The organism is Thioclava sp. F36-7 (genome assembly GCF_002020075.1).
In the GTDB taxonomy this organism is placed as follows: Bacteria; Pseudomonadota; Alphaproteobacteria; order Rhodobacterales; family Rhodobacteraceae; genus Thioclava; species Thioclava sediminum.
This window is the reverse complement of the sequence record NZ_MPZR01000007.1, coordinates 186,008-209,203: the sequence shown is the minus strand read 5'-3', so window position 1 is coordinate 209,203 and position 23,196 is coordinate 186,008. Positions and strand designations below refer to the sequence as shown.

The following is a 23,196-nucleotide window of genomic DNA, read 5'->3' as shown; positions in this document are numbered from 1 at the left end:
CAGGGTCGAGCCATGCGATTCTCGCATAACATCGCCCATCCATGCATCGAAAAGCGCGATTTCCCGCCGATTCAGCGACATTTGTGCCGCAGAATGCCGCATGTGCAAAATGGCGGGAGAGGGGCCGATCGCTGTCGCTTTGAGGCGGCCTCCGCACAATGCCTTGCGATTCTACTCAGGAAACGCCGTCGCGAAGCTTGACAGACATGCCCCCTGTGCGCAGGTAAAGTAATGCTTGCGCGGGGGGAGAGTGCGGTCGCATCCATCGCCCCAAGGCCCGCCAAAGAACGGACCGGAGAGAAGATGTCGCCTGCCTTGATCGCCGCTTTGCCCTTCCTGGGCGCAGCCATGCCGTCGATCCTTATCCGCACCGGACGCACCAATGCCGCCGCGGTTTCAGCCCTGTTCACGGGGCTGGCGCTGCTCGGGTTGTTGCTGAACCTGCCGACCGTGATGGCGGGTGGTGTCGTCGAGACCAAGATCGACTGGCTGCCCTGGCTGGGCCTGAACGTGAATTTCTGGATCGACGGTCTGGGGATGCTGTTCGCGACGCTGATCCTCGGGATCGGGCTGCTGATCATCCTCTATGCGCGGTTCTACCTGTCGAACAAGGACCCGGTCGGTCAGTTCTACACCTACTTGCTGCTGTTCCAAGGCGCGATGGTGGGCATCGTGCTGTCCGACAATATCCTGCTTTTGCTGATCTTCTGGGAGCTGACCTCGCTTAGCTCCTTCCTGCTCATCGGCTATTGGAAGCACCTGCCTGCGGGCCGTCAGGGCGCGCGCATGGCGCTGACCGTGACCGGTCTGGGCGGCCTGTCGATGATCGCGGGGATGCTGATCCTCGGCAATATCGCGGGCAGCTACGACATCTCGGAGATCCTGCAGCACAAGGACGCCATTCAGGCGAGCCCCTATTACATCCCGGCGCTGCTGCTGATCCTCGGGGGTGCGTTCACGAAATCCGCGCAATTCCCGTTCCATTTCTGGCTGCCGCACGCGATGGCGGCGCCGACGCCGGTCTCGGCCTATCTGCACTCCGCCACGATGGTGAAGGCGGGGCTGTTCCTGATGGCGCGGATGTGGCCGGTGCTCTCGGGCACGCCGGAGTGGTTCTATATCGTGGCGAGCGTTGGCCTGATCACCATGCTGATCGCCGCGAAGATCGCGATCTTCAAACACGACATGAAGGCGCTGCTGGCCTTCTCGACCGTCTCGCATCTGGGGCTCATAACCTTCATGCTGGGACTAGGGACCGAAGCCGGGGCGCTGGCCGCCGTGTTCCACATCATCAACCACGCGACCTTCAAAGCGGCGCTCTTCATGTCGGCGGGCATCGTCGATCACGAGGCGGGCACGCGCGATCTGACCCGCGTCTCGGGGCTGCGCAAGCTGATGCCGATCACCTTCGTGATCGCGACCATCGCGGCGTTGTCGATGGCGGGCATTCCCTTCTTCAACGGGTTCCTGTCGAAAGAGATGATGCTGGAAGCCGCGGCCCATACGAAGTGGCTCGACAATAGCTGGCTGATCCCGGTGCTGGCCACCATCGCAGCGCTGTTCTCGGCGACCTACGCCTTCCGCTTCATCAGCCACGGCTTCTTCGGTCCGCCGCCGCAGGATCTGCCGAAGACCCCGCATGATCCGCCCTTCGGCATGTGGATCAGCCCGGCTTTCCTCGCCTTCCTCGTGATCGCGATCGGCCTGTTCCCGATGGCGGTGGCGGGCGGCTACGTCCAGATGGCGACCAATGCGGTCGTCGGTGGCGGCTATCACATGCACGAGCTGAAGATCTGGCACGGCGTCACGCCCGCGCTGATCATGTCGGCCATTGCCGTCACCGGCGGTATCGCTCTGCTCGCCGCGCATCGCCCATTCCAGCGCCTCTGGGATGCGACCCCGCGCCCCGAGGCCAAGGCGATGTTCGACTGGGTGGTCGCGAAGGTGCAGAGCCTCGCGGCCTGGATCACCCAAGGGCTGCATACCGGCGCGATGGCGCGTTACCTGATGTTGTTCACGATCACCGCGGTCGGGGTGGGGCTCTATGCCTTCATGAGCGGCACGCTGGGACCGCAGACGCGGTCGCTGACGCCGGTAAACGGCGCGGCGGTGACCTCGTGGCTGCTGCTGCTTACGGCCACGATGTGTATCGTGGCCTTCCATCACAACCGCATCCTCGCGCTGGTGCTGATCGGGATCGTCGGCCTGACCGTCTCGATCTCCTTCATCTTCCTCTCGGCGCCCGACCTCGCGCTGACGCAGATCTCGGTCGAGATCGTGACGACGGTGCTGATGCTTCTCGCGCTGAACTTCCTGCCCAAGATCACCTCGATCGAATCCAGCCGGATGAAGATCGGCTTTGACGTCGGGCTTTCGGTCGCGGCGGGCGTTGCGGTCTCGGGGCTGATCTACGCCCTGCTGACCCGCGATTTCGCCTTCCCGACGATGTCCGGCTACATGCTCGACAACAGCTACAACCTTGCGGGCGGGGATAACGTGGTGAACGTGATCCTCGTGGACTTCCGTGGCTACGACACGTTCGGCGAGATCACGGTGCTGGGCATCGCCGCGCTTGTGATCTTCGCGCTGACCGAGGCGCTGCTGCAGGGTGCGTCCTCGCGCAAGCTGATCGCGTGGCGCCCCGACGTGCCGCGTGGCGGCGACAAGCACCCGCTGATGCTGTTGATCGTGACGCGGGTGATGATGCCGATCGCGCTGGTCGTGGGGCTCTATATTTTCCTGCGCGGCCACAACGAGCCCGGCGGCGGCTTCATCGCCGGTCTCGTGGTCGCGATCGCGCTGGTGACGCAATACATGGCCTCGGGCTTTGCGTGGACGCAGGCGCGCCAGAAGGTCTATTACCACGTGCTGATCGCGTCTGGCGTGCTGGTCGCAGGGATCACCGGGGCCGGGGCCTTCTTCAACGACATGCCCTTCCTGACCTCCGATTTCGGCTATGTGAAACTGCCCGGCCTCGACAAGTTCGAGTTGGCGACCGCTGCGGGCTTCGACCTTGGCGTGTTCCTCGGCGTCGTCGGCTCGGTGATGCTGGCGCTTGGCGGGCTGAGCCGCCTCGCGCGCCGCGCCGCGATGGGCGAGGAAGGCGGCGAGGAGGGCGCGCATATCGCGGCCGAGAAGCCCGAGGCCCGCGTGCTCGCGCCGCTCTCTGCCGGGCCCTATCCGCCCGAAGCCAAAGTGCCGCGCCGCTGGTGGAAGACCGCCCGCGCCGCGCGCGAAGCCACCCAGAACGAGCGTGACACCGTGCACGAGAACAAGAAGACCAATGGGGGCGATCACTGATGGAAGTGCTCGTTGCATCGGCCATCGGCGTGCTGACCGCCGCCGGCATCTACATGATCCTGCGTCTGCGCACCTTCCCCGTGGTGGTGGGCATGTCGCTGCTGTCCTACGCGGTGAACGTGTTCCTGTTCGCCACCGGCCGTCTGGTGATCAACCAGCCGCCGATCCTGCGCGACGGCGTAACCTCCTATACAGACCCGATCCCGCAGGCGCTGGTTCTGACCGCGATCGTGATCTCCTTCGGGATGACGGCGGTCGTGGTGATGCTCGCGCTTGGGGCCTTCATCGAGGCGGGCAATGACCGCATCGACCTCGAGGAAGAGGAGGACGGCCAATGATGGAGCATTGGATCATCGCGCCCGTCCTGATCCCGGCGATGCTCGCGCCGCTGATCGTTCTGTGGATGCGCTACGATCTTGTCACGCAGCGTGTGGCCTCGATCCTCGGCATGTCGGCGCTTCTGGTGCTGGCCATCGTGCTGATGGTGTCGGCGTCGATGGGCCCGCCCGAGGTCTATCGCCTCGGGAACTGGGAGCCGCCCTACGGCATCGTGCTGGTTCTCGACCGGCTGTCCGCGCTGATGCTGCTGCTGACCTCGATCCTCGGCCTCGTGATCGTGCTCTATGCGATCGGCTCTGGCTGGGACAAGCGCGGCTGGCATTTCCACTCGCTGATGCAGTTCCAGATGATGGGGATCAACGGCGCCTTCCTGACGGGCGACGCGTTCAACCTGTTCGTCTTCTTCGAGGTTCTGCTGATCGCCTCCTACGGTCTGATGATCCATGGCGGCGGGCGCGCGCGGCTGAAATCGGGCGTACAATACGTGGTCTACAACCTCGCGGGCTCGACGCTGTTCCTCTTCGCGCTGGGGACGATCTACGCGACGGCCGGCACGCTCAACATGGCGGATCTCGCGGTGAAGGTGGCCGAGATGCCGACCGAGCAGACGGCGCTGATCAAGGTCGGCGCGGCGCTTCTGATGTTGGTTTTCGCGGTCAAGGCCGCGCTGGTGCCGCTGCAATTCTGGCTGCCCGCGACCTACACGAATGCGCCCGGCCCGGTAGCGGCGCTGTTTGCGATCATGACCAAGGTCGGGACCTATGCGATCGTCCGCGTCTATACCCTGATCTTCCCGATCACTGGTACGATCGGCACGCTTGCCCATGACGTCCTTCTGCCCTCCGCCTTCCTGACGCTGGCGATCGGGATGATCGGTATTCTCGGCGCTCGCGACATGGGCCGCACGGTGGCCTATGCGGTGATCGGCTCGGTCGGGACGATGATGCTGGCATTTGCGCAATTCACGCAAGGCGCCACTTCGGCGGGCCTTTACTACATGATCCACTCGACGCTGACCGCCGGCGCGATGTTCCTGATCGCCGATCTCGTGCGCGAGCGGCGCGGGCGCTGGGGGCTCGGCTTTACCGATGCGCCACTGATGAAGAACCACGGGCTGATGGCGGGCATGTTCTTCATGGGCGCAATCGCGATGGCCGGGATGCCGCCGCTCTCGGGCTTCCTCGGCAAGCTGATGATCCTCGATGCGACGCGCGGCCAATGGGCGCTCTGGGCCACGGTTCTGGTGACCTCGCTGATCGCGATCGTGGGCTATGCCCGTGCGGGTAGCCAAGTGTTCTGGCGCTCCTACGCGGTCGAGGCCGAGGAAGACGATCTACCGCCCGCGCCGAAGGACGCGAGCTCGCCGGGCCTCGCCTTTACCGCGACGGGCATCCTGCTGGCGGGCTCGGTGGCGCTGACCGCGCTGGCCGGACCTGCGAGCACCTGGCTGCAGGGCACCTCCGCGCAGCTGTTCACGCCGTCGCAATATATCGACGCGGTTCTCGCCGGCGCGGAAGAGCGCGCGCAGGAGGCGGCACGGATCGGGGCGCATGAGCATGGGCATATGGAAGTGAGCGAGGAAATGCAGGCCGAGGAGGGCCATGGCGGGGAGGCCAATGCCGCCGACCCGCATGCCGACGCCCCGCCCGCCGATCAGGCCGACACCCACACCGGAACCGAGACGGGGCAGGACGCCCCCGCCGCGGCGCATTGAGGGGAGCAAAGAGATGATCCGCAAGATCCTTCCCCACCCCTACCTGACCGTCACGCTGGTGATGGTCTGGCTGATGCTGGCCAATAGCTACACGCTCAATTCGCTGGTCTTCGCGATCCTCGTCGGTCTCGTGATCCCGTGGATCACCGCGCCCTACTGGCCCGCGCGCCCGCGTTTCGCGAAGCCGCTGAAGATCATCGAGTACATCTTCATCGTGATCTGGGATATCATCGTCGCGAATATCACCGTGGCGAAGATCGTGCTCTTCATGCCCAACTCCAAGCTGCACCCCGCCTGGGTCACGGTGCCGCTCGACATCGTCACGCCCGAGGCGGTGACGGTACTGGCGGGCACGATCACGATGACGCCCGGGACGCTCACGGCGGAACTGGCCGCCGACGGGCACTCGCTGCTGGTCCACGCGCTGCACGCGCCCGATGCCGATGAGGTGCGCGACGAGATCAAGTCCCGCTACGAGGCCCGCCTGAAGGAGATTTTCGAATGATCACCTATGCCCTGATCTTCGCCATCGCCTGCTATTCGCTGGCGCTGCTGTTCAACCTCTACCGGGTCGTCAAGGCGCCGGGCGTGACCGACCGGGTCCTCGCGCTCGACACGATGGCGATCAACGCGATCGCGATGATCGTGCTGTTCGGCATCTGGGAGGGCACGGCGCTCTTCTTCGAGGCGTCGATCCTTTACGCAATGACGGGTTTCGTGGCGACGGTCTCTTTCGCCAAGTTCATCCTGCGCGGCGACATTATCGAGTGAGGGCGTGATGGAACTGTTCTGGGATATCCTGATTTCCGCGCTGCTCGTGATCGGCGGCATCTTCGGCCTCGTCGGCAGCTTCGGGCTGGTCAAACTGCCCGACCCGATGACCCGCCTGCACGCGCCGACCAAGGCTGCAACGCTGGGCGTGGGCGCGATCCTGATCGCCTCGATGGTCTGGTTCGCGGTGAAGCAGGGCCACCTGACCCTGCACGAGCTGATGGTCACCATCTTCATCTTCCTGACAGCCCCGATCACCGCGCATTTCATCTCGAAGGCCAATATCTTCCGCGACTGGCCGGCCGAGAAGCTGCCGAAGCCCGCAGGCGAGGGCGACTGGGCGGTGCACACAGCCGACGCCGATACCTCGAAGGGCGAACTGGCGGTCGATCGGGAAAAGAACATCCCGCACGAGAACGACTGACGACGAGAACGACTGACTGGCCCTGACGTTGCGAAACGCTTTGACGCGCGCGTAACCCGTGGCAGGCTGATCCCCGGAGGAGATTTCGGGAGACTTTCGCGATGCGGATGCGGCTGATGCTGTCCCATCTGTCGATCTGGGTGATGATCGCAGTCGTCGCCGCGGCGGCCTATTGGATCGCGCAGGGGCCTTGGTGGCTCTGGGCGGTCGCGCTGCTGGGGATCCCGGCGCAGATGCTCAACGAATACGGGCTCCACCGCTACATCTTCCACATGGCGCCGCCGAAGCGGCAATGGGCCTTCAACTGGCTCTACCGGGTGCATTACGGCCACCACGAATTCCCCACCTGCTGGCCGCTTCTGTTCGCGCCGCTCTCGGTGATCGTGCCGGTGCTCGTGGGCAATACCGCGCTTCTCTGGACGGTGCTGTCGCTGATCGGCGTGCCTTATGCGTTCGATATTGCCGTGGCCGTTGTGCCGCTTGGGGGCGCTGCGACCTTCCTCGCCTATGAATGGTTCCACACCACCGCCCATGTCACCGTGAAGAAGACCGCGATCGAGCGCCATGTCTCGACGCTGCACAACCAGCACCATTTCCGCGACTTCTCGAAATGGTTTCACGTCACGGCCGGAGGCGAGGTGATCGACCGGCTGATGGGCACCGCGATTTCGCGCGATCAGCTCAAGACCCAAAGCCGTGTCGAGTTCATCCGGACCCTCGGCCTGCGCCCCGACGATCCACGTCTGATCGCGGCGCGGGAGAAATTCGCGCCGCGCTTCGGAATCACCGAGGCAGAGGTCTCGCGGGCGGGTCATGTCGGAGGGGGCGCTGCCCCCGCGCGCTGACGCGCCCCCCCCGGGATATTTCCGCCAAGAGGAAGTTAAACCTTCCGTAACCAGAATCGCCTGACCCTGATCTCGCGGAACAGGCGGGGACGCCGATGACCGCCCAAGGGGAAGCGCCCGGCCAGCCGCCCGCAACCGGGTTCGAGCCGGGCGTTTTTCTTCCTCTTGGGATAAATATCCCGGGGGAGGCCGCAGGCCGGGGGCGGAGCCCCTTACAGGTTGTCGGTCACGCGGAAGCCTTCGGGGATCGTGTCGCGCCCCTCCAGCACCAGATCGACCATCACCTCGGCCACTTTCGGCGCCATGCCGAAGCCGATCTTGAACCCGCCATTGGCGATGAAATGTCCCGGACGGTCGGGCCAGTCGCCCAGAATCGGCGCGCGCGACTTGGCACGCGGGCGCACCCCGGCCCAACGGTCGATCACCGGGGCTTCGGCGAGGGGCGGACATAACACGCGGGCCTTCTCGATCAGCGCGTCGAGCTGCGCATCGGTCATGTCGGGCGCGTCGAATTCGCGCTCGGAGGTCGACCCGATCGCGACCGTGCCGTCTGAATGGGGAATGATATGGAGGCTCTCCGCGAAGAGCTGCGGCACGTCGCCAGCATCGTATCGGAAGAGTGCCGATTGGCCCTTCACCCCGGTGCCGACAGTTTTGCCGACCACCGCGTTCAACTCTGCCAGACCTTCGGCGCCGGTCGCGTGGATCACAGGACCGACCTCCTCGGCCTCGCCGATCACGATCTCCGCGCCCATCGCTTCGAGCGCCGCGACCAGCGCGGCCCCGGCGGCGCGCGGATTGGCGCGCGCCGTGAGCGTGTCGTGGATCACGAGACCGGTGGGAGAAGGGGGCGCGAAGGTGCCGAATTCCGCGGCCTCTGCCACGCGCCATTTGGCGAAGCCCTGCCACAGCTCGGCCGCCCCTGCCGCGCGCTCCTTGGCGCGCGCGATCTGCGCCTCGTCCGCCAGCGGCTGCAGCCGCCCGAGGCGCGCATAGCCCGGATCGCCGCCACCGATGCGCTGCACGTCGGCCCAGAAGGCTTCCGCCATGCTCAGGCTCTCGAATTGGAACTGTTTCTTGGGGTTCCAGTTCTCCGGCACATGCGGGGCGAGGGCGCCGACATGGCCGCCCGAACTGCCCGCGCCGATGCGGCTGCGCTCGATCAGGCGGACCTTCGCGCCGCGCCTTGCTGCCTGATACGCGATCGCGAGGCCGAAGATGCCGCCGCCGCGCACGGTTATGTCGTGTCTGCCGCTTGTCATTTCGCGCCTCCTGCTTCAAGGCTGGGCCGGAGACTGTGGACTATCCCCGATGAACGCCCCTGACCAGAGCAAAGCCGATCTCGATTGGCGCGATGACCTTGTGCCGGTCTCGCGACGGTTCGACGATCCCTATTTCAGCCTTGCGGGCGGTCTGGACGAGACGCGACACGTGTTCTTGGCGGGCAATGATCTGCCCGCGCGGCTGCGTCCGGGCTTTCATGTGGCCGAGCTGGGCTTCGGCACGGGGCTGAACCTGCTTGCGCTGCGGCTGGCCTGCCCCGAGGACTGCCCGATCCGCTTCACCTCCTTCGAGGCCTACCCGATGGAGGCCGACGAGATCGCACGGGCGCTGGACGCATTTCCGGAGGTCGCGCCCGTGGCCGGTCCCTATCTGGAAGCCTGGGCTGCGGGGCAGCGTCAGTTTCAACTAGGTCCGATCGCGGTGGAGATCATCGAAGGTGACGCGCGCACGGCGCTTCCCGCTTGGGCGGGAAAAGCCGATGCGTGGTTTCTCGACGGGTTTTCGCCCGCGAAAAACCCCGAGCTTTGGGGCGACGATCTGATGGCCGAGGTCGGCGCCCATACGGTGCCGGGCGGGACATTCGCCACCTACACAGCGGCGGGCTTCGTGCGCCGCGCCCTCGAGACCGCGGACTTCGAGGTCAACCGCAGCCCGGGCTTCGGGCGCAAACGCCATATGTCGCGCGGGGTGAGACATGGTTGAACAATCGACCCGCCGCGGCATCGCGCTGATGGTCGCGGTGACCTTCATCTTCGCGCTACAGGACGGCATCTCGCGCCATCTGGCCGAGACCTATAACGTCTATATGGCGCTGATGGTGCGGTTCTGGTTCTTCGCCGCCTTCGTGCTGGTGATCGCAGCGCGCAGCCCCGGCGGGATCAAGCGGGCGACGCGCTCGGGCCTGCCTTGGGCGCAGGTGATCCGCTCGGTCGTCCTGATCACCGAGGTGATCGTGATGGTGCAGGCCTTCGTCTATCTCGGGCTCGTTCATTCTCATGCTGTCTTCGCCTGCTATCCGCTGCTGGTCGCGGCGCTTTCCGGGCCGGTGTTGGGCGAGAAGGTTGGCTGGCGGCGCGTGGCAGCGATCGGGGTCGGCTTCATCGGGGTGCTCATCATCCTCAAGCCCGGCTTCGGTGTGTTCTCCCCCTATGCGCTGATCCCGCTGGCGGCGGCGACGCTGTTCGCGCTCTACTCGCTGATGACGCGCTATGTGGGCCGCGTCGATCCGGCCTCGGTGTCCTTCTTCTACACCGGCGTGATCGGGGCGCTGGTGATCACGGCGGTCGGCATCTGGCACTGGGAGAACATGATCGCGTCGGACTGGGCGTGGATGGTCGTGCTGTGCTTCACCGCCGCGACCGGGCATTTCCTGCTGATCAAGGCCTATGAAGTGGCCGAGGCCTCGGCGATCCAGCCCTTCGCCTATCTGCAGCTGGTCTTCGCCTCGACGCTGGGTGTCGTCGTCTTCGGCGAGTCTCTGGAGTGGAACGTGGTGATCGGGGCCGGGGTCGTGGTCAGCGCGGGGCTCTTCACCCTCTGGCGCGCGCGGGTGGCCCAAGAGGCGTGACCGCCTCTTTCGGCTTGGTTCAAATATCCCGGGGTGAGGCCGTCAGGCCGAGGGGCAGCGCCCCTCAATCGGTCACGTCACCGCGCAGGATGTCGGTGAATTTCACCTCGCCCTTGCCCAGCCGCGCGCGATAGGGCGGGATCGCCTCGGAGACGCGCATGACGTAGTTGCGGGTCTCGGTGAAGGGGATCATCTCGACCCAGTCGATCACGTCGACCGTGCCGATCCGCGGATCGCCGCGGTCCTCCATCCAGCTCCGCGGACGTCCGGGCCCGGCGTTGTAGCCCGATGCGACCAGCACCGAAGACGGTCCGAATTCGTCGCGCAGCTCCGCCAGATAGGCGCCGCCGAGCTTGAGGTTATAGGTCGCGTCGGTCGTCAGCCGTGCCTTCTCGTATGGCTGGCCGGTTTTATCCGCCATCATCTTCGCGGTGCCGGGCATCAGCTGCATCAGACCCTGCGCGCCCACCGGAGAGCCCACGCCGATCGCGAACTGGCTCTCGCGCCGGGCGACCGCGAGGACGACTTCTTCCGGCACGCCCAGATCATGGCTCGTCAGCCCCGGGATCGGCCAGAGCGCCTGCGCGATGATCTCGCCCTTCAGCGCGGCGCGTTTGCCGATGATCAGCGCCAGATAGGTGTCGTCCTCTTCCAGCGCGTACTTCGTGAGCGCGCCGAAATTGCCCGGTCCGAGGCTTTCCTCGAGATGCAGCACGAAGCGCGCGCCCAGCTCGTTTTCCCCGGCCTCATAGAGCAGCTGCGCGGCCTTGAAAACCGAAGAATGGCGTAGCTTGTAGCGCCGCCAGTCGGGCAGGTCGGGGCCCTTGGAGAAATTCGCTGGTAGGGACAGGTTCAGCCGCTCTGCCGACAGAAGTCCGTAATAGGCGTCCTGATTTTCCGCGCCTTTGCGCCATGCGGCCTTGGCTTCGTCGCTGCGGCCCAGAACCTCCAGCGCGCGGCCTTGCCAATACCATGCCCGCGACGACGAGATCGGCCCGTCCACCGCCTTTTCGAGATTGTGGAAATGGCTGTAGGCCGTATCGGCACGGCCCAGTTTCAACGCGGCATAGCCCGCCACCCATTCGAGATCGGCGTAATCCGCGCCGCCCGGTTCCAGATGGTGCGAGGAGGCCAGATCATAGGCGCGTTGCGTATTGCCTGCGCGCAGGTCCCAGCGCGCCTGATAGCCGCGCAGCGTCGCCCAAAGGTCGGGGTCTTCCAGATCGGTCGCGGATTTCGACCGTTCGAGGATCAGGTCTGCCGCGCCGTCTTCCAGCCCCGCGCGCCAGCGCCACATCGCGCGGTCGCGGGCAAGCCCCGCAGAACGCTCGACCATATAGCCGGGGACGGCGGCGACGAGATCGTCCACGCCCTGCTCGCGCGCCTGCAGGGCGATCCGCGCCTCGGCCACGGCCCTGGTGCCCGGCGTGACCAGACCGACCATCCGGCGCGCATCCGACAGATGCCCGCGATCGAGCATGTTCTGCATCCGCCCGCCATGATCGGCAGAGATAAGCGAAGGGTAGTCGGCGAGAAATTTCGCCTGTTCGTCTCCGTCCATCGGCAGTTGGCGCCACGCGGTCTTGGCGACCTCGGCCGCCAGCGCCTTCTGTCCCAAGGCAAGATGCGCACCAATCAACGCCAGCGCGCCGGTGCCGGTCTGCGGCGGGCCGAGCTTGAAATAGGCGATCACCTCGCGCGGCGGGATGCCGTCGAGCTTGGCTTCGCCCTTCTCGCGCAGCCACGGCATGCCGGGCCAATCGGCGCGGCGGGTGGCGAAATCGAGATAGTCGGCGAAGTCTCCTTCGCCGTCGCGCAGGCGTTTCCACTCAATGACATCGAAGCCCAAAGGACCGACGCGGCGCGCGAGATTTTCAGCCTCGTCCCAGTTGCCGGAATTGGCCGCGGCGAAAGCATCGGATAGCGCCGAACTCGCGGCGCGAAGCGCGGCCGGCGAGAGCGCGAAACTCGAAGCCGCAAGTGCGGCGAGGAACTGGCGTCGGATCATAATGGCTGCTCGTGGTCGCGGGTTTGTCCCTTTGCTACGGGCCTCTCACAGATGGGGATGAATCACAAGTTGGCAACCGTCGCGCAACCGCCTATAACCCGGCCGATTTCCGCCGGGACGACTCACCCCCCCGGCCCAACCAAAAAAGGAGCGTGTCATGTTCAAAGGGTCTCTTCCCGCACTGGTCACGCCGTTCAAGGACGGCGAACTGGATCTGGACACGCTCAAGAAACTCGTCGAGTGGCATATCGACCAGGGCAGCCACGGCCTCGTGCCGGTCGGCACCACCGGTGAAAGCCCGACGGTGAGCCACGCCGAGCATATGACCGTCATCACCGAGGTCGTGAAAGCCGCGAAGGGCCGTATCCCGATCATCGCGGGCGCGGGCTCGAACTCGACCGCCGAAGGCGTCCGTCTGATCCAGCACGCGGCCGAAACCGGGGCCGATGCGGCGCTCGTCGTGACACCCTATTACAACAAGCCGACGCAGCGCGGCATGATCGAGCATTACCGCGCGCTGCACGATGCCTGCGAATTGCCGATCGTGATCTACAACATCCCCGGCCGCTCGGTGATCGACATGATCCCCGAGACGATGGGCGAGCTGGCCAAGCTGCCGCGCATCGTCGGTGTGAAGGACGCGACCGGCAAGCTCGAGCGTGTCTCGATGCAGCGCGCGACCTGCGGGCCCGATTTCATCCAGCTTTCGGGCGAGGACGCGACCGCGCTCGGCTTCAACGCGCATGGCGGCGTGGGCTGCATTTCGGTCACCGCGAACGTCGCGCCGAAGCTTTGCGCGGAATTCCAGGAGGCGACGCTTGCGGGCGATTATGCCAAGGCGCTGAGCTATCAGGACAAGCTGATGCCGCTGCATATGGCGATCTTCCTCGAGCCGGGTGTCGCGGGCGCGAAATACGCGATGTCGAAGCTGGGCATGTGCTCGGCCGAGGTGCGCCTGCCGCTGACCGAGCTTCTGCCCGAGACGAAGACAGCGATCGACGCTGCGATGGCGCATGCCGGTCTGATCTGAGGGTCCGAGCCAAGCGAAGACAAGAAAACGCCGGCGCGATGAGGATCGCGCCGGCGTTTTTCATTGGTGATGGGGGTTATTGCAGGGCGCTGCGCAGATCGTCGAGCGCGACGGAGCTGAATTTCTGCGGCTGTTCCGACGTGCTCGGCGCGGCGGGTGCAGCGGGCGCGACGGCTTCGGGGGCCGCGTGTTCGACTGCCGGGGCCGGTTGCGGGGCCGCGGGCTCCGCATTCGCCTCGAGCCGCGGCGTCGCCGTATCGGTCGGCGCGGACGCATCGGTTTTCGGATGAAGATAGGCGAGGGTCACGGTGATCCGGCGGTTGGAGGGATCGCGGGGCTCTGCCGGTTTCAGCGGATCGGTGTCCGACAGGCCAGAGACCCGGGTGATACGCTCCGGAGCGACCCCGGCGGTCACGAGCGCCCGGCGCGTCGCATTGGCGCGGTCCGAGGACAGTTCCCAGTTCCCATAGGTGCCGCCCGCTTTCTGATAGGGGACCGAGTCGGTGTGGCCCGCGATCAGCACGTCATTGGGCAGATCGGAAAGGGCGCGGCCAAGCTGATCCATCAGCTTCAACGTCGGCCCGTCGATCTTCGCGCTGCCCGAGGCGAACATGGCTTTGCCAGCCTGATCCACGACCTCGATATTCAGCCCGTCCGGCGTGCGGCGGAACAGCACGTTCTGCTGCAGCGGGCGGAGGTCCGGGACGTGTTGGATCGCTTGCGTGATCCGGGTCTGAAGCGTCTCGAAGCGGGCGTCATCGACGGCATGCGGCGTGACCGCAGCGGTCTTGGCGTCGGTCGCGTCGCCAGCCTCAGCCGTCGCCTGCGGCGCGGTCGCGAGCTTTTCATCCGTCGCGTCGGGCGTGGTGTCTTTGGATTTGCCGGAGGCGTTGGCCATCTCGGTCGAGGGATCGGTCGCTTGTCCGACGCCGGGATTGGCGGGGATCGCATCATTGGCACGCGAGGCGTTCAGGACGCCTTTCGGCCCGATCGTCTCGCCAGCGAGCGGACCGGTGCCACCGGGCGCCTGCATCGAGATTTTCGCCGGCGCGAAGTAATCGGCGATCCCGGTCAGTTGGTTCTCGTCCGACACGGACAAGATCCACATCAGCAGGAAGAAGGCCATCATCGCGGTCATGAAGTCCGCGTAGGCGACCTTCCACGCTCCGCCGTGATGCTCGGATTCGTGATCGTCATCGCTCCGCTTCACAATGATCGGCGCTTGGTTCGACCGTGCCATGGATTGCCCTTTCCCACCTCGCCGACCGGAGCCAGCTGTATTCTCAGGGCATACGTGTCCTGCAGCCCCTGACTGTGGGTTGTCGGATTAAAAATGGGCCAAAAGAGGGCGATAATCGTTCATGATCTGGAAACAAAGCCACGCAATGGTAGCTTTGGAACCGTTTTTGGGCGGCGGGCGTTGTGCGGCCCGCGCGCGCTCACGCGTCGTGAAGCGAGGCTTCGAGGTCGTCGCGGCTGTGCTTGCCCAAGCCGACTTTCTTGGCATAGGCCGCTTTGCGCGCCGAATAGCTGGGCGCGACAAGCGGCATATCGGCGGGCAGATTGAACAGAGTGCGATACTCGTCTTCGCTCAGCCCATGTTCCGAGCCGAGATGGCGTTTGAGCATCTTGAAGCCGCGCCCGCAGCACAGGCAGAAGACCTTATCCTCGGTCACCGCGTCTTCAATAGGAAGTGCGGGTTTCGGCCGTGCATGGCTGGCGTTCGCCGTGGCTGTGTCCGCTGCATGAGAGGCGCTTGCCTCGCCCAGCTCCTCGCCAAACTGCGCGGAGAGCTTCGCCACGAGGTCGACCACTTGATCCGCCGTTACATCCGCGCGGGCGGCATAGGCGGCAGCCACTGTCGCGATAATGTTAGCTGCATCCGTGGGCCGATCCTTCGACATGTGGTCTCTCCAATGCTTAAATTTTGCACTATCCCCGGATTAGTAGAGAAAGTTACGTGCAACATGCGTTTCTGTCAACAAACGCGGGTAACTGTGCTTGGGTTTCCTGCAAAGATACATTTTTTTGCAGGATTGTTATGGCGAGTGCTTCGGCTGTCCTCGCGGTGATCAATGCAGTTTGTCGCGCGTGCGCCAACGCTGCTTGGCGAGCTGATAGTCCGGGGCGCTCGTGGGATAGTCCGAAGGCAGGCCCCATTTGGCGCGATATTCCTCGAAGGTCATTCCGAGCAGGTTTTTAAGATGACGCTTCAACATCTTGATCGGGCGGCCCGTCTCCAGGCAGATCAGCCGATCAGGAAATACACTCTCCGAAATCGGCACCGCTGGGGGGCGGGAAGTCGCGGGCGCGCCGGCACAAGCCGGGGATTGTTGCGTCATGTCCACTCTCACATGGTTTTGTCTTTAGGGGAAAGATTGAAGAAATTCTTAAAGTTAGGTCAAAGAAATCCAATTTTTCCATCAACGGCCCGCAGATGCGTCCTATTTCAAGGCACAGGCCGGACTTGTCAGTTAAAAAAACGTGAATTATCGCATATCGCAGGGATAAAAATTCGAAAACGCAAAGATGTCAGGCTCGGCGGATTTACGCTTCGCCTTCCAGTCTGACGCTCGGTGTTATTCGAAAGCGACAGTGCGACGGGGGGAGGGCGTAAGACTGAGTCTCGCCCCGAAAGCGCTGCGGGATACGGGGAGTTGCCTTTTGTTTGGCTCAGACGCCATGCGAAGACAGAACGTCATTATCGTAGCGGAGGAAGGCGCGAAGCAAGGACAGTTGTCCGACTTCTTTCGCGCGTGCTGCGGCTGGGAGGCTTTGCCCTTCGCGACTGCGATGGAAGCGGAGCAATATATCCTGCTGCATGGACCCCCATGCATTTTGCTGATCAGCCTCACCGACGCAGAGGGTGCCGCGGATCTGATCCGAACTGCGCGCGTCAGTACGAAGGAGAGCCTGATCTTCTTCGTCGACTCAACTCCGGACGGAGAGCTTGCTGCCGAGATGATTCTGGCCGGCGCCGATGATGTGATCCGACAGCCTTATTCTCAGAGGGAATTGGCCGCGCGTCTCTGGCTTCGGGCGGGCAACAGTCTGCCCATCAGCTTCCCGAGCGAAGAAAAGCGAGTCGCTCGCCTCAAGATCGACGAGGAAAACCGCCTGACCGGCCCTGATGCCGTCGAGGCGGTGCAGCTTACCCCCACGGAGGGGGAGATCATGATCGAGCTGATCCGGAGCGGCGGACGAATCGTCACGCGGGACGCGCTGTCGCGACGAATCGACAACTGCATGTGGGTCTATGGTGATCGCAAATTCGACGTTCACATCACCAAGATTCGCAAGAAGCTGCGTGACGCGTTCGGCGAGAGATATGTCGTGGAAACAGTGCGTTCGGCTGGTTACTCGTTCTACGAGATTCCCGTCGGGAAGTCGCGCAGCCTTGCAACTTCAGATTGAGTTGTTGAGTCTCTGAGACTGTTTTAGCGGTAGTCGCTGTCAAGCTATTAATTGTTAACATCTCGGCGACTGATCGTGAGCACACAATCTGTGGTCGCACCATCGACAAGCTGTGGATGATTGAGGGGGTGCCCACAACCGATAGTGTTTGAACCTAAGAAAAATAGGCTTTCCAACACTTCGCCCGTTGTCGGTCTGGGGATAACTTGGCGGTCACGGGCTCGCCGCCTTCACGTAGAATTTATCCTTACTCGCCTTACGGTTTAACAATCCTTAACCTTACCGGATCGTGAATCGCTGGTAATCTGCCGTTACTGGAATTTGGGGACTCGGGGATTAGGGATGTCCATGAAAAATAACGATTTGTTAGCGCAGATTTGGGAAGGTTCGGTGACGCAAACGTCATCGGGCGCAGGGTCTCAGGGAAGTTTGGTGGCGGCTGCGCTTCTGCCTGCGCACAGTGTTTTGCTGCGCTCGACTCGCAAGGATGCAAGCTTGCTCGTGCTGCCCGAAGCCGAAGAGCTTCTGCCGGGTATCTCGCTTGGTGATATCCTTGCAGAAGAGCTTGGAATCGAGGTGCCTTATGGAAGCCTCGTGGTGATCGAGCCGACGCATGTCGCAGGGGTGAAGCATGGTTTTGGGGACCGTGCGATCGACCTCCGGCTGCCGGCGATGGCGTCGCCCGCACGCGGTGGCTTTTCGCTGCACGAAGATGCGCGGGATCGCAGCGCGACCGCGACGGGCAGTCACCTGTGAGCGCGAAGGCCGAGGAAAACGGCTGCTATGCGTTCTGCGCTCGGTTGGCGGACCGGGCCAGTCTGACAAAGTCATGAGAATGCCGCGCCGTCTCGAGAGGCGGCGCGGCCTCCCGCAGCATTAATCCGAGGTTAACCAGAAAAGCCTCCGATTAACTTGCCTTTAATCAAGTAAAGCTTTCTCCAAACATGCCCCCGTGGTCTTCTGTTCTTCAAGAATAGAGCGGATAGAGGCGGAGTAATGTTTGCATTGAGCTTCCGTGCTGCACTTGATGCGCCATTTCTGAATGTTGAAGAAGAACGGCAGGCCATCTCGCGCTGGCAGGAATATGGGGATCGGGACTCGCTCGAAATTCTCCTGCGCTCGCATGTCCGTCAGGCCTATGCGCAGGCGCGCCGCTGGGCGACCAATCCGGTCGAGCTCGAAGACCTCGTGGCGGAAGGGATCATCGGTCTGATGCGCGCCGCCGAGAGGTTCGATCTGACGCAGGATGTGCGGTTCTCCACCTATTCACACTGGTGGGTGATGACCTGCGTCCTCAATGCGCTCGCCCGGATCAAGACGGTGATCGATGTGCCGGCGCGGGTCTATCTCGATGCGCGGATGGGGCGGCTCGACAATCCCGAGGCGAGCCAGCTTCTGACCGGTTTGGTGGCGCTCGATGCCAGGTCGTTCGATGACAGTGACGCCGAGATGATGGAGATGATGCGCAGCCCGGACCTCACGCCCGAAGAGCAGACTGTGGCCGCCTCCGCCGCGCGCGCCGCGCATGAGGTTCTGGAAGATGCGCTGGACGATCTGGATGCGCCGGATCGCGAGATGGTGCTGCGGCGCAAACTGCAGACGCCGCCGGAGTCGCTCGACGATCTGGCCCGCGATCTCGGGATGAGCCGCGAGCGCGCCCGGCAGGTCGAAAAGCGCGCGCTCATCCGGTTGAAGCGATGCCTTGAAAAGCGCGGGTTCAGCCCTGCGATGCTGAACTGAGAGGGCTGGGATGGCACGTCATCTGATCATCGCAGGACATGGGCGCGCGGGCACGACGCTGTTCTACAATATGCTGCGCGAGACCCTGAAAGGGTTCGAGATCCCGCCGCGCGAGACCAGCGCACTGTCCACGATCGGGCAGCCGGGCGACTGGGTCAGCAAGCGGCCGCTGGATATCTTCCAGATCGCGAATATCGCGCGGGCCAATGTCCGCAACAAGCGGATCGATCTGATCGTGCCTCTGCGCGATCCGCGCGACATCCTCGTGAGCCGTCATTCGGCGGTGCCGGACGATTACTTCATCTCGGCAGATGCGATGTATTTCATCGGCGGCCCGGATGCGCCCGCGCCGGTCATGCCCGGGCTGCTGCAGATCCACGAGGCGATCGCGACCGTGCTGAAATCCGGCATTTTCCCGCAAGGCGTCTTCCTTCTGAAATACGAAGACCTTGCCGACGATCCCGACAGGATTCAGGAGAAGTTGCGCGATGCGCTCGATCTGAAGTTCGAGGGGCACTTCTCCGATTTCGGTGCGGCCGAGATCCCGGAGGATTTGAAAGGGCCGCTCAACGGCATCCGCCCGGTCGAGAAGGCCCGCGCGAAGTGGCGCGACGACGAACACCGGGCGCGCATCTGCGATCAATTCTCGCGCTTCCCGGTGCTGTTCGATCTGCTCGAGCAGCTTGGCTACGAAAAGAACCGCGACTGGTTCGCGCCCTTCACTGAGTGGCAGGCGGCGTCGGGGCGCCGGAGCAAGCGCTTGGGTTTAGTATGACGAGGACGATGAAATGGACGCGATAGCTGCGACATTGCTGAAGACGACGGCCTCTGGCGCAGGGGCCGGGCGGAAGTCGTCATCGGAGGCGACCGGCTTCGGATCGCTTTTGCAGGGCGTGCAACCGGATGCGGGCAGTGCTGCGCGCGCAGAGACGTCGCCCGTGGCCGCTTCGCCCAAGGGTGCGACAGCGGCGATCCTTGCGGGGAATCCCGTGCTTCAGGCCGAGCTGGCCGGGAAGCTGCAGAAGCTTCGGGACGGTGCGCTGGCAGAACTGGCGCAGGGCAAGCCGATCGGGGCAGTGCTGAAAGAGCTGGGCACGTCTCTCGCGGCGGTGCTTGCCGAGTTCGACGCCGCGCATGGCACGAAATTGCAGGAAGGTCTGGCCCAGGCGCTCGAAGCTATGCAGCTGCAAGCGGGCGGCGCGGAGGCAAAGTCCGCCTTGGATCATGGGCACGACAAAAGCGACACGATCGACGAGGTCTTCGCGAGCCTTCTGGTCTCGCTCGGTCTGCAAGCGAAGCCGGCTGAACCCGCATCGCCGCATAAGGGCGGCGCGCAGACCCAATCGGTCGCCGGTCTCATGCCCGCGCATTCTGCGGGCGACCTTTCCTCTCCGGCGGCGCAGCCGAAGCCTGAGGCGCCCCAGACGCAGACGCAGGTCATCACCTCCGTTCCGCAGGGGCTTGCCGGGGCGGTGCCCGCGCCGCTCGCGCCTGAGGTCCCGCAGAACGACATGGACCCGCGCGTGCGCGCCGTTCTGGAAGCGGCCGCGAAAGGCGCGGGGAAGACGGGCAAGACCGAGGCGCAGGCCGCACTGCTGCCTGCCGCGCCGGGCAAGGGCGATCCCAAACCGGCGCAGCCATTCGCCGAGGCCGCCCGCGCCGGGGCTCTGCCCGATGCGGCCGTGGCACGGCTCACGCAGCATGACGCAAGTCACGCAGCCCGCAGTGAGGCGGCGGCGCAACCGGGGCAGACCGCACAGCCCTCGCCGCGCTTTGCGGCGTTTGTCGCGACGCAACTCCGCCGCGCCGATCTGCAGGAGGGGCGCACTCGCGTGGCCCTGACCCCGCGCGGGCTGGGCGATATCGAAATCGACGTGGAGCGCGACAAGCGCGGTCAGGTCAACGTGGTCGTTCGGGCCGAAAGTCCGGCGGTGCTGAGCGCCTTGCGCGGGGATCGCGAGACGCTCGCGGCGATCCTGGCGGGGCAGGGCCTTCAGATGGATAGCGGCGCGCTCGATTTCGAGCAATTCGGCGGTCATGGCGAGGGCGGAGAAGAACGCTCCTCCGGCCAGAGCGCTAGCATTGACGAAGACGTCCCCGTGCTGGGCGCCGATTGGCAGCCCACCATCGACGACGGACAACTGGATATCAGGACCTGAGGAGCCCCAGATGAGCATCTCCCCGACAAGCACCACGCCGACCGCGGCCACGACCGATGCCGCGACGAACACCGCGCAGTCGAAGCTCTCGGCGGATTACAACAGCTTCCTGCAGCTGCTGACGGCGCAGATCAAAAATCAGGACCCGCTGAAGCCGATGGACTCGACGCAATTCGTCTCGCAGCTGGCGCAGCTCAGTCAGGTCGAGCAATCGGTGCAGACCAACACCAACCTCAAGACCATCGACGCGAAGCTGAGTGCGATGGGCGGGATGGCGGATGTGGCCCTGATGGGCAAGACGGTGTCGCTCGCCTCCGACCGGATCGAGTTGCGCGACGGTCAGGCCAGCACCAGCTACGAGCTTGCCGCACCCGCCGACAGGGTGACCGCGATCATCAAGACGGAGGACGGGACCGAACTGCGCCGGATCACGGGCCTGCCCGGACGTTCGGGCGAGAAGATCGCGCTGAACTGGGACGGGCGCGATTCCGCGGGGCTGCCGGTGCCCGATGACACGTTCCGGGTCGAGATCGACGCGAAGGATACCGATGGCAATGCGGTTTCCTACGACACCTATCCCAGAACGCAGGTCGAGCAGGTGCGGTTCTCGTCGCAAGGGCAGTCGCTGGTTCTGCGCAATGGCGAGGAAGTGCCCAGCTCGCTTATCGTTGCAGTGTCGGGCTGACGCGAGTGTCCTCCGGCGCGGTGCGCGACCGGGGCTTTCCTATCCTTGCTTGAATGGCGCCGCGCTGTTCACCTTCGCCGATTGTAGGCCGGGCACACGGTCCTTGAGGCCGCGCTCGAGCAGCGGGACGAGGTCGTCAGGCGTGACCGTATCGGGTTCGAAGATCCGATTATCCGCGAGTCTGGTCAGCAGATCGAGCGTCTCGTCGCGCAGTTTCGGCACGAGCGCCGGACCATCGGGAAGCTCTTTCCCCTTCAGCACCAGCGTCACATCGACCGTCAGATAGCTGACCGCGCGGGCCCGGAAGATCGGGACCGTGATCGGCCCCAACGCGATGTCGCGTGGGGCAGGCTCGGGCGGGGCTTCGGGCGCTTTGGGCCCCGGCGCGATCTGGCTGCCGCCAAGATAGCCCAGGCCCGCCGCGACGATTGGCACCACCACGATGAGCAGCACGAGTGTTCTCCAGCGCGGCATCGGTCGCGCTCAGTAGGGCAGGACGACGTCGAGCGCGTCTTCCCCGTAGCGGGGCTGTTGCACCTTGCTGATCTGGCCTCGTCCGCCATAAGAGATGCGCGCCTCGGCGATCTTCTCGTAGGGGATGGTGTTGTCCATCCGGATGTCCTCGGGGCGGATGATCCCGGCCACGCGCAATTCGCGCAGCTCGTGATTGACCTTCACCTCCTGGCGTCCGGCGATCACGAAATTCCCGTTTTGCAGCTTCCGGATCACGAGGGCTGCGACCTTGAGGCTGATCGTCTCATTGCGTTTGATCGAGCCGGTGCCGCTGGCGCTCGATTGCGAGCTGAGATCGACGATGTTGCTGCCCGTGGGCAGGTCTTTCTCGCTGACGCCGGGCAGGATCTTCGCGATCTTTCCGCCATAGCCGAGGAAGGTCGGGAATCCGACGCTCTGGCTGCCGTCGCGGCTGCGCTGGGAGGCGTTCTGAAGCTGCGCCTCGTCGTTGATGTCGATATCGACGGTCAGCAGATCGCCCACCTTGTCGGCACGCTGATCGCCGAAGAAACCGGTGGAGCCTGTCTGCCAGAGCGACGCGGCCTCGGCCCGCTGCGGAACGCGCGCAGGCTCCAGCGGCGGCATCGGAACGCTGACCCGGTTCACTTCTGGGATCGTGTCGCCATCGACGACCATGTCGCTCACTTTCGGGTCGCGCTCGAAGGCCGTGCCGGGACCGCAGGCGGCCAGCGCGAGCATCGGCAGGATGTAGAACGGATGTCTCACTTCTGAATCTCCACTTTGCCGTCGGGCTTGGCGATGCCTTCGACAATCTTGTTGCTTACGAGATTGACCACGCGCACCGACTGATCCGCATGGGCGTCGGAGATCGCCTTGCCGGGCGCGGTCAGCGACATCGGGCCTTTCGAATATTCGATCGAGACCGGGTCGCCGCGCGAGATGATGACTGGCTCGGTGATCGACTGGCTCATCACCGGGCGTCCGCGCGTCAAGACGCGCCGAACCTGCATCCCGGCCAGGTGGTCGAGCTGTGTCACGGCATAGGCGCCGACTTGGCCATAGGGGAGGTCGACCATCTGGAAATCGTCGCCCGACAGGATCGCGCCGGGGAGGATCTGCTGCGTCGGGACAGGAACGGGCACGTTTAGCAGTGCAAGCCCCGCGAGGCGGCGCACGTCGCCCGACGCCTCCACCGCATTCGCGAGAAACTGCCCCGTGGAGCGGTCCATCCAGAAATCGCTGATCATCTCTGCGTCGCCCGGATCGCTGTCTTGCAGCGTGATCTCGAAATGGCCGCTCGGCGGCATCTCGAGGCCCCAGGACTGCTCCGCCTTCTCGGCGATGAGTACCCGCACGGATTCCGCGCTCGCGGGACCGGCGAGAAGCGCGGTGACGAGCGTGGCGAGAACGGCAGTCGCAGAGGCGAATTTCGGGATCATGGC

General features: G+C 64.4%; 24 protein-coding genes. 16 read left to right on the top strand and 8 right to left on the bottom strand.

All coding sequences use genetic code 11. The features are described from left to right. The first annotated feature begins 303 nt into the window (after positions 1-303). From BMI89_RS14630 to BMI89_RS14600, 7 genes are all read left to right on the top strand, one after another. Positions 304-3,300 (top strand): monovalent cation/H+ antiporter subunit A, encoded by a 2,997-nt coding sequence (locus tag BMI89_RS14630; protein WP_078571535.1) that lies wholly within the window; start codon positions 304-306, stop codon positions 3,298-3,300. Further along, on the top strand, positions 3,300-3,638 hold the full coding sequence (locus BMI89_RS14625; protein ID WP_078522021.1) for a Na+/H+ antiporter subunit C: 339 nt from the start codon (positions 3,300-3,302) through the stop codon (positions 3,636-3,638). The genes BMI89_RS14630 and BMI89_RS14625 overlap by 1 nt, the downstream gene beginning before the upstream one ends. Then, entirely contained in the window at positions 3,638-5,353 is a 1,716-nt protein-coding gene (locus BMI89_RS14620; protein WP_078571648.1) for a monovalent cation/H+ antiporter subunit D, read from the top strand. Before BMI89_RS14625 ends, BMI89_RS14620 begins: the two co-directional genes overlap by 1 nt. 13 nt (positions 5,354-5,366) lie before the next feature. Further along, positions 5,367-5,858, top strand: coding sequence for a Na+/H+ antiporter subunit E (locus tag BMI89_RS14615; RefSeq protein WP_078522020.1), 492 nt, complete (start codon positions 5,367-5,369; stop codon positions 5,856-5,858). Then, positions 5,855-6,124: a K+/H+ antiporter subunit F gene (locus BMI89_RS14610; protein ID WP_078522019.1), complete on the top strand. Its 270-nt coding sequence runs from the start codon at positions 5,855-5,857 to the stop codon at positions 6,122-6,124. Before BMI89_RS14615 ends, BMI89_RS14610 begins: the two co-directional genes overlap by 4 nt. Before the next feature lie 7 nt (positions 6,125-6,131). Further along, a complete protein-coding gene (locus BMI89_RS14605) occupies positions 6,132-6,548 on the top strand; it encodes a Na+/H+ antiporter subunit G (RefSeq protein ID WP_078571533.1) in 417 nt (138 codons plus the stop codon). A gap of 116 nt (positions 6,549-6,664) precedes the next feature. Then, entirely contained in the window at positions 6,665-7,393 is a 729-nt protein-coding gene (locus BMI89_RS14600; protein WP_246832040.1) for a sterol desaturase family protein, read from the top strand. A 212-nt stretch (positions 7,394-7,605) separates the two neighbouring features. Here BMI89_RS14600 and BMI89_RS14595 read toward each other — a convergent pair whose 3' ends face one another. After that, the gene (locus BMI89_RS14595) at positions 7,606-8,655 is read right to left on the bottom strand and encodes an FAD-binding oxidoreductase (RefSeq protein ID WP_078571530.1); all 1,050 of its coding nucleotides are present in this window, start codon (positions 8,653-8,655) and stop codon (positions 7,606-7,608) included. Positions 8,656-8,704: 49 nt separating this feature from the next. Between BMI89_RS14595 and mnmD the strand changes: the two genes are divergently transcribed. After that, positions 8,705-9,379, top strand: a complete 675-nt coding sequence (mnmD, locus tag BMI89_RS14590) for a tRNA (5-methylaminomethyl-2-thiouridine)(34)-methyltransferase MnmD (RefSeq protein ID WP_078571528.1) — start codon at positions 8,705-8,707, stop codon at positions 9,377-9,379. Then, positions 9,372-10,244 carry a DMT family transporter gene (locus BMI89_RS14585; protein WP_078571527.1) on the top strand — a complete coding sequence of 291 codons (873 nt, stop codon included), beginning with the start codon at positions 9,372-9,374 and terminating at the stop codon, positions 10,242-10,244. The genes mnmD and BMI89_RS14585 overlap by 8 nt, the downstream gene beginning before the upstream one ends. Positions 10,245-10,308: 64 nt before the next feature. On the opposite strand, the gene BMI89_RS14580 is transcribed toward BMI89_RS14585, so the two are convergent. Beyond that, positions 10,309-12,252 carry a lytic transglycosylase domain-containing protein gene (locus BMI89_RS14580; RefSeq protein ID WP_078571526.1) on the bottom strand — a complete coding sequence of 648 codons (1,944 nt, stop codon included), beginning with the start codon at positions 12,250-12,252 and terminating at the stop codon, positions 10,309-10,311. Positions 12,253-12,409: 157 nt separating this feature from the next. Between BMI89_RS14580 and dapA the strand changes: the two genes are divergently transcribed. After that, positions 12,410-13,282 (top strand): 4-hydroxy-tetrahydrodipicolinate synthase, encoded by an 873-nt coding sequence (gene dapA, locus BMI89_RS14575; RefSeq protein ID WP_078522012.1) that lies wholly within the window; start codon positions 12,410-12,412, stop codon positions 13,280-13,282. Positions 13,283-13,358: 76 nt separating this feature from the next. On the opposite strand, the gene BMI89_RS14570 is transcribed toward dapA, so the two are convergent. The 3 genes from BMI89_RS14570 to BMI89_RS14560 all read right to left on the bottom strand — a co-directional run bounded on the left by BMI89_RS14570 (position 13,359) and on the right by BMI89_RS14560 (position 15,624). Next, positions 13,359-14,522 (bottom strand): flagellar motor protein MotB, encoded by a 1,164-nt coding sequence (locus BMI89_RS14570; protein WP_078571524.1) that lies wholly within the window; start codon positions 14,520-14,522, stop codon positions 13,359-13,361. A gap of 199 nt (positions 14,523-14,721) precedes the next feature. Then, positions 14,722-15,186, bottom strand: a complete 465-nt coding sequence (locus tag BMI89_RS14565; protein ID WP_078571522.1) for a MucR family transcriptional regulator — start codon at positions 15,184-15,186, stop codon at positions 14,722-14,724. A 168-nt stretch (positions 15,187-15,354) separates the two neighbouring features. Continuing rightward, positions 15,355-15,624: a MucR family transcriptional regulator gene (locus tag BMI89_RS14560; RefSeq protein ID WP_078571521.1), complete on the bottom strand. Its 270-nt coding sequence runs from the start codon at positions 15,622-15,624 to the stop codon at positions 15,355-15,357. Between the two features lie 322 nt (positions 15,625-15,946). Here BMI89_RS14560 and BMI89_RS14555 point away from each other — a divergent pair, with 322 nt between their 5' ends. The 6 genes from BMI89_RS14555 to BMI89_RS14530 all read left to right on the top strand — a co-directional run bounded on the left by BMI89_RS14555 (position 15,947) and on the right by BMI89_RS14530 (position 21,280). Continuing rightward, complete coding sequence (locus BMI89_RS14555) at positions 15,947-16,696, top strand: winged helix-turn-helix domain-containing protein (RefSeq protein WP_168176818.1); 750 nt, start codon at positions 15,947-15,949, stop codon at positions 16,694-16,696. 348 nt (positions 16,697-17,044) lie between these two features. Then, entirely contained in the window at positions 17,045-17,452 is a 408-nt protein-coding gene (locus BMI89_RS14550; RefSeq protein WP_143593918.1) for a hypothetical protein, read from the top strand. A 240-nt stretch (positions 17,453-17,692) separates the two neighbouring features. After that, positions 17,693-18,436, top strand: a complete 744-nt coding sequence (locus BMI89_RS14545) for a sigma-70 family RNA polymerase sigma factor (protein WP_078540288.1) — start codon at positions 17,693-17,695, stop codon at positions 18,434-18,436. Positions 18,437-18,446: 10 nt separating this feature from the next. After that, positions 18,447-19,211 (top strand): hypothetical protein, encoded by a 765-nt coding sequence (locus BMI89_RS14540; protein ID WP_078571515.1) that lies wholly within the window; start codon positions 18,447-18,449, stop codon positions 19,209-19,211. Positions 19,212-19,224: 13 nt separating this feature from the next. Beyond that, positions 19,225-20,595: a flagellar hook-length control protein FliK gene (locus tag BMI89_RS14535; RefSeq protein ID WP_078571514.1), complete on the top strand. Its 1,371-nt coding sequence runs from the start codon at positions 19,225-19,227 to the stop codon at positions 20,593-20,595. A gap of 10 nt (positions 20,596-20,605) precedes the next feature. Next, complete coding sequence (locus BMI89_RS14530) at positions 20,606-21,280, top strand: flagellar hook assembly protein FlgD (RefSeq protein WP_168176817.1); 675 nt, start codon at positions 20,606-20,608, stop codon at positions 21,278-21,280. Between the two features lie 39 nt (positions 21,281-21,319). Here the strand turns inward: BMI89_RS14530 and BMI89_RS14525 are convergent, their stop codons facing one another. Genes BMI89_RS14525 through flgA form a run of 3 tightly spaced genes read right to left on the bottom strand, consistent with a single transcriptional unit; the run spans position 21,320 to position 23,193 of the window. After that, positions 21,320-21,754 (bottom strand): hypothetical protein, encoded by a 435-nt coding sequence (locus BMI89_RS14525; RefSeq protein WP_143593917.1) that lies wholly within the window; start codon positions 21,752-21,754, stop codon positions 21,320-21,322. A gap of 9 nt (positions 21,755-21,763) precedes the next feature. Further along, entirely contained in the window at positions 21,764-22,519 is a 756-nt protein-coding gene (gene flgH, locus BMI89_RS14520; protein WP_348638856.1) for a flagellar basal body L-ring protein FlgH, read from the bottom strand. Next, positions 22,516-23,193 carry a flagellar basal body P-ring formation chaperone FlgA gene (flgA, locus tag BMI89_RS14515; protein ID WP_078571509.1) on the bottom strand — a complete coding sequence of 226 codons (678 nt, stop codon included), beginning with the start codon at positions 23,191-23,193 and terminating at the stop codon, positions 22,516-22,518. The genes flgH and flgA overlap by 4 nt, the downstream gene beginning before the upstream one ends. Positions 23,194-23,196: the final 3 nt, after the last annotated feature.

Coding starts and splice junctions, on each gene's coding strand:
- BMI89_RS14530 (WP_168176817.1), top strand. CDS start 20,606: ATGAGCATCTCCCCGACAAGCACCACGCCGACCGCGGCCACGACCGAT.
- BMI89_RS14525 (WP_143593917.1), bottom strand. CDS start 21,754: ATGCCGCGCTGGAGAACACTCGTGCTGCTCATCGTGGTGGTGCCAATC.
- BMI89_RS14600 (WP_246832040.1), top strand. CDS start 6,665: ATGCTGTCCCATCTGTCGATCTGGGTGATGATCGCAGTCGTCGCCGCG.
- BMI89_RS14630 (WP_078571535.1), top strand. CDS start 304: ATGTCGCCTGCCTTGATCGCCGCTTTGCCCTTCCTGGGCGCAGCCATG.
- BMI89_RS14595 (WP_078571530.1), bottom strand. CDS start 8,655: ATGACAAGCGGCAGACACGACATAACCGTGCGCGGCGGCGGCATCTTC.
- BMI89_RS14605 (WP_078571533.1), top strand. CDS start 6,132: ATGGAACTGTTCTGGGATATCCTGATTTCCGCGCTGCTCGTGATCGGC.
- BMI89_RS14615 (WP_078522020.1), top strand. CDS start 5,367: ATGATCCGCAAGATCCTTCCCCACCCCTACCTGACCGTCACGCTGGTG.
- flgA (WP_078571509.1), bottom strand. CDS start 23,193: ATGATCCCGAAATTCGCCTCTGCGACTGCCGTTCTCGCCACGCTCGTC.
- BMI89_RS14565 (WP_078571522.1), bottom strand. CDS start 15,186: ATGTCGAAGGATCGGCCCACGGATGCAGCTAACATTATCGCGACAGTG.
- mnmD (WP_078571528.1), top strand. CDS start 8,705: ATGAACGCCCCTGACCAGAGCAAAGCCGATCTCGATTGGCGCGATGAC.
- dapA (WP_078522012.1), top strand. CDS start 12,410: ATGTTCAAAGGGTCTCTTCCCGCACTGGTCACGCCGTTCAAGGACGGC.
- BMI89_RS14570 (WP_078571524.1), bottom strand. CDS start 14,522: ATGGCACGGTCGAACCAAGCGCCGATCATTGTGAAGCGGAGCGATGAC.
- BMI89_RS14535 (WP_078571514.1), top strand. CDS start 19,225: ATGGACGCGATAGCTGCGACATTGCTGAAGACGACGGCCTCTGGCGCA.
- BMI89_RS14550 (WP_143593918.1), top strand. CDS start 17,045: ATGAAAAATAACGATTTGTTAGCGCAGATTTGGGAAGGTTCGGTGACG.
- BMI89_RS14545 (WP_078540288.1), top strand. CDS start 17,693: ATGTTTGCATTGAGCTTCCGTGCTGCACTTGATGCGCCATTTCTGAAT.
- BMI89_RS14610 (WP_078522019.1), top strand. CDS start 5,855: ATGATCACCTATGCCCTGATCTTCGCCATCGCCTGCTATTCGCTGGCG.
- BMI89_RS14585 (WP_078571527.1), top strand. CDS start 9,372: ATGGTTGAACAATCGACCCGCCGCGGCATCGCGCTGATGGTCGCGGTG.
- BMI89_RS14560 (WP_078571521.1), bottom strand. CDS start 15,624: ATGACGCAACAATCCCCGGCTTGTGCCGGCGCGCCCGCGACTTCCCGC.
- BMI89_RS14625 (WP_078522021.1), top strand. CDS start 3,300: ATGGAAGTGCTCGTTGCATCGGCCATCGGCGTGCTGACCGCCGCCGGC.
- BMI89_RS14580 (WP_078571526.1), bottom strand. CDS start 12,252: ATGATCCGACGCCAGTTCCTCGCCGCACTTGCGGCTTCGAGTTTCGCG.
- BMI89_RS14540 (WP_078571515.1), top strand. CDS start 18,447: ATGGCACGTCATCTGATCATCGCAGGACATGGGCGCGCGGGCACGACG.
- BMI89_RS14620 (WP_078571648.1), top strand. CDS start 3,638: ATGGAGCATTGGATCATCGCGCCCGTCCTGATCCCGGCGATGCTCGCG.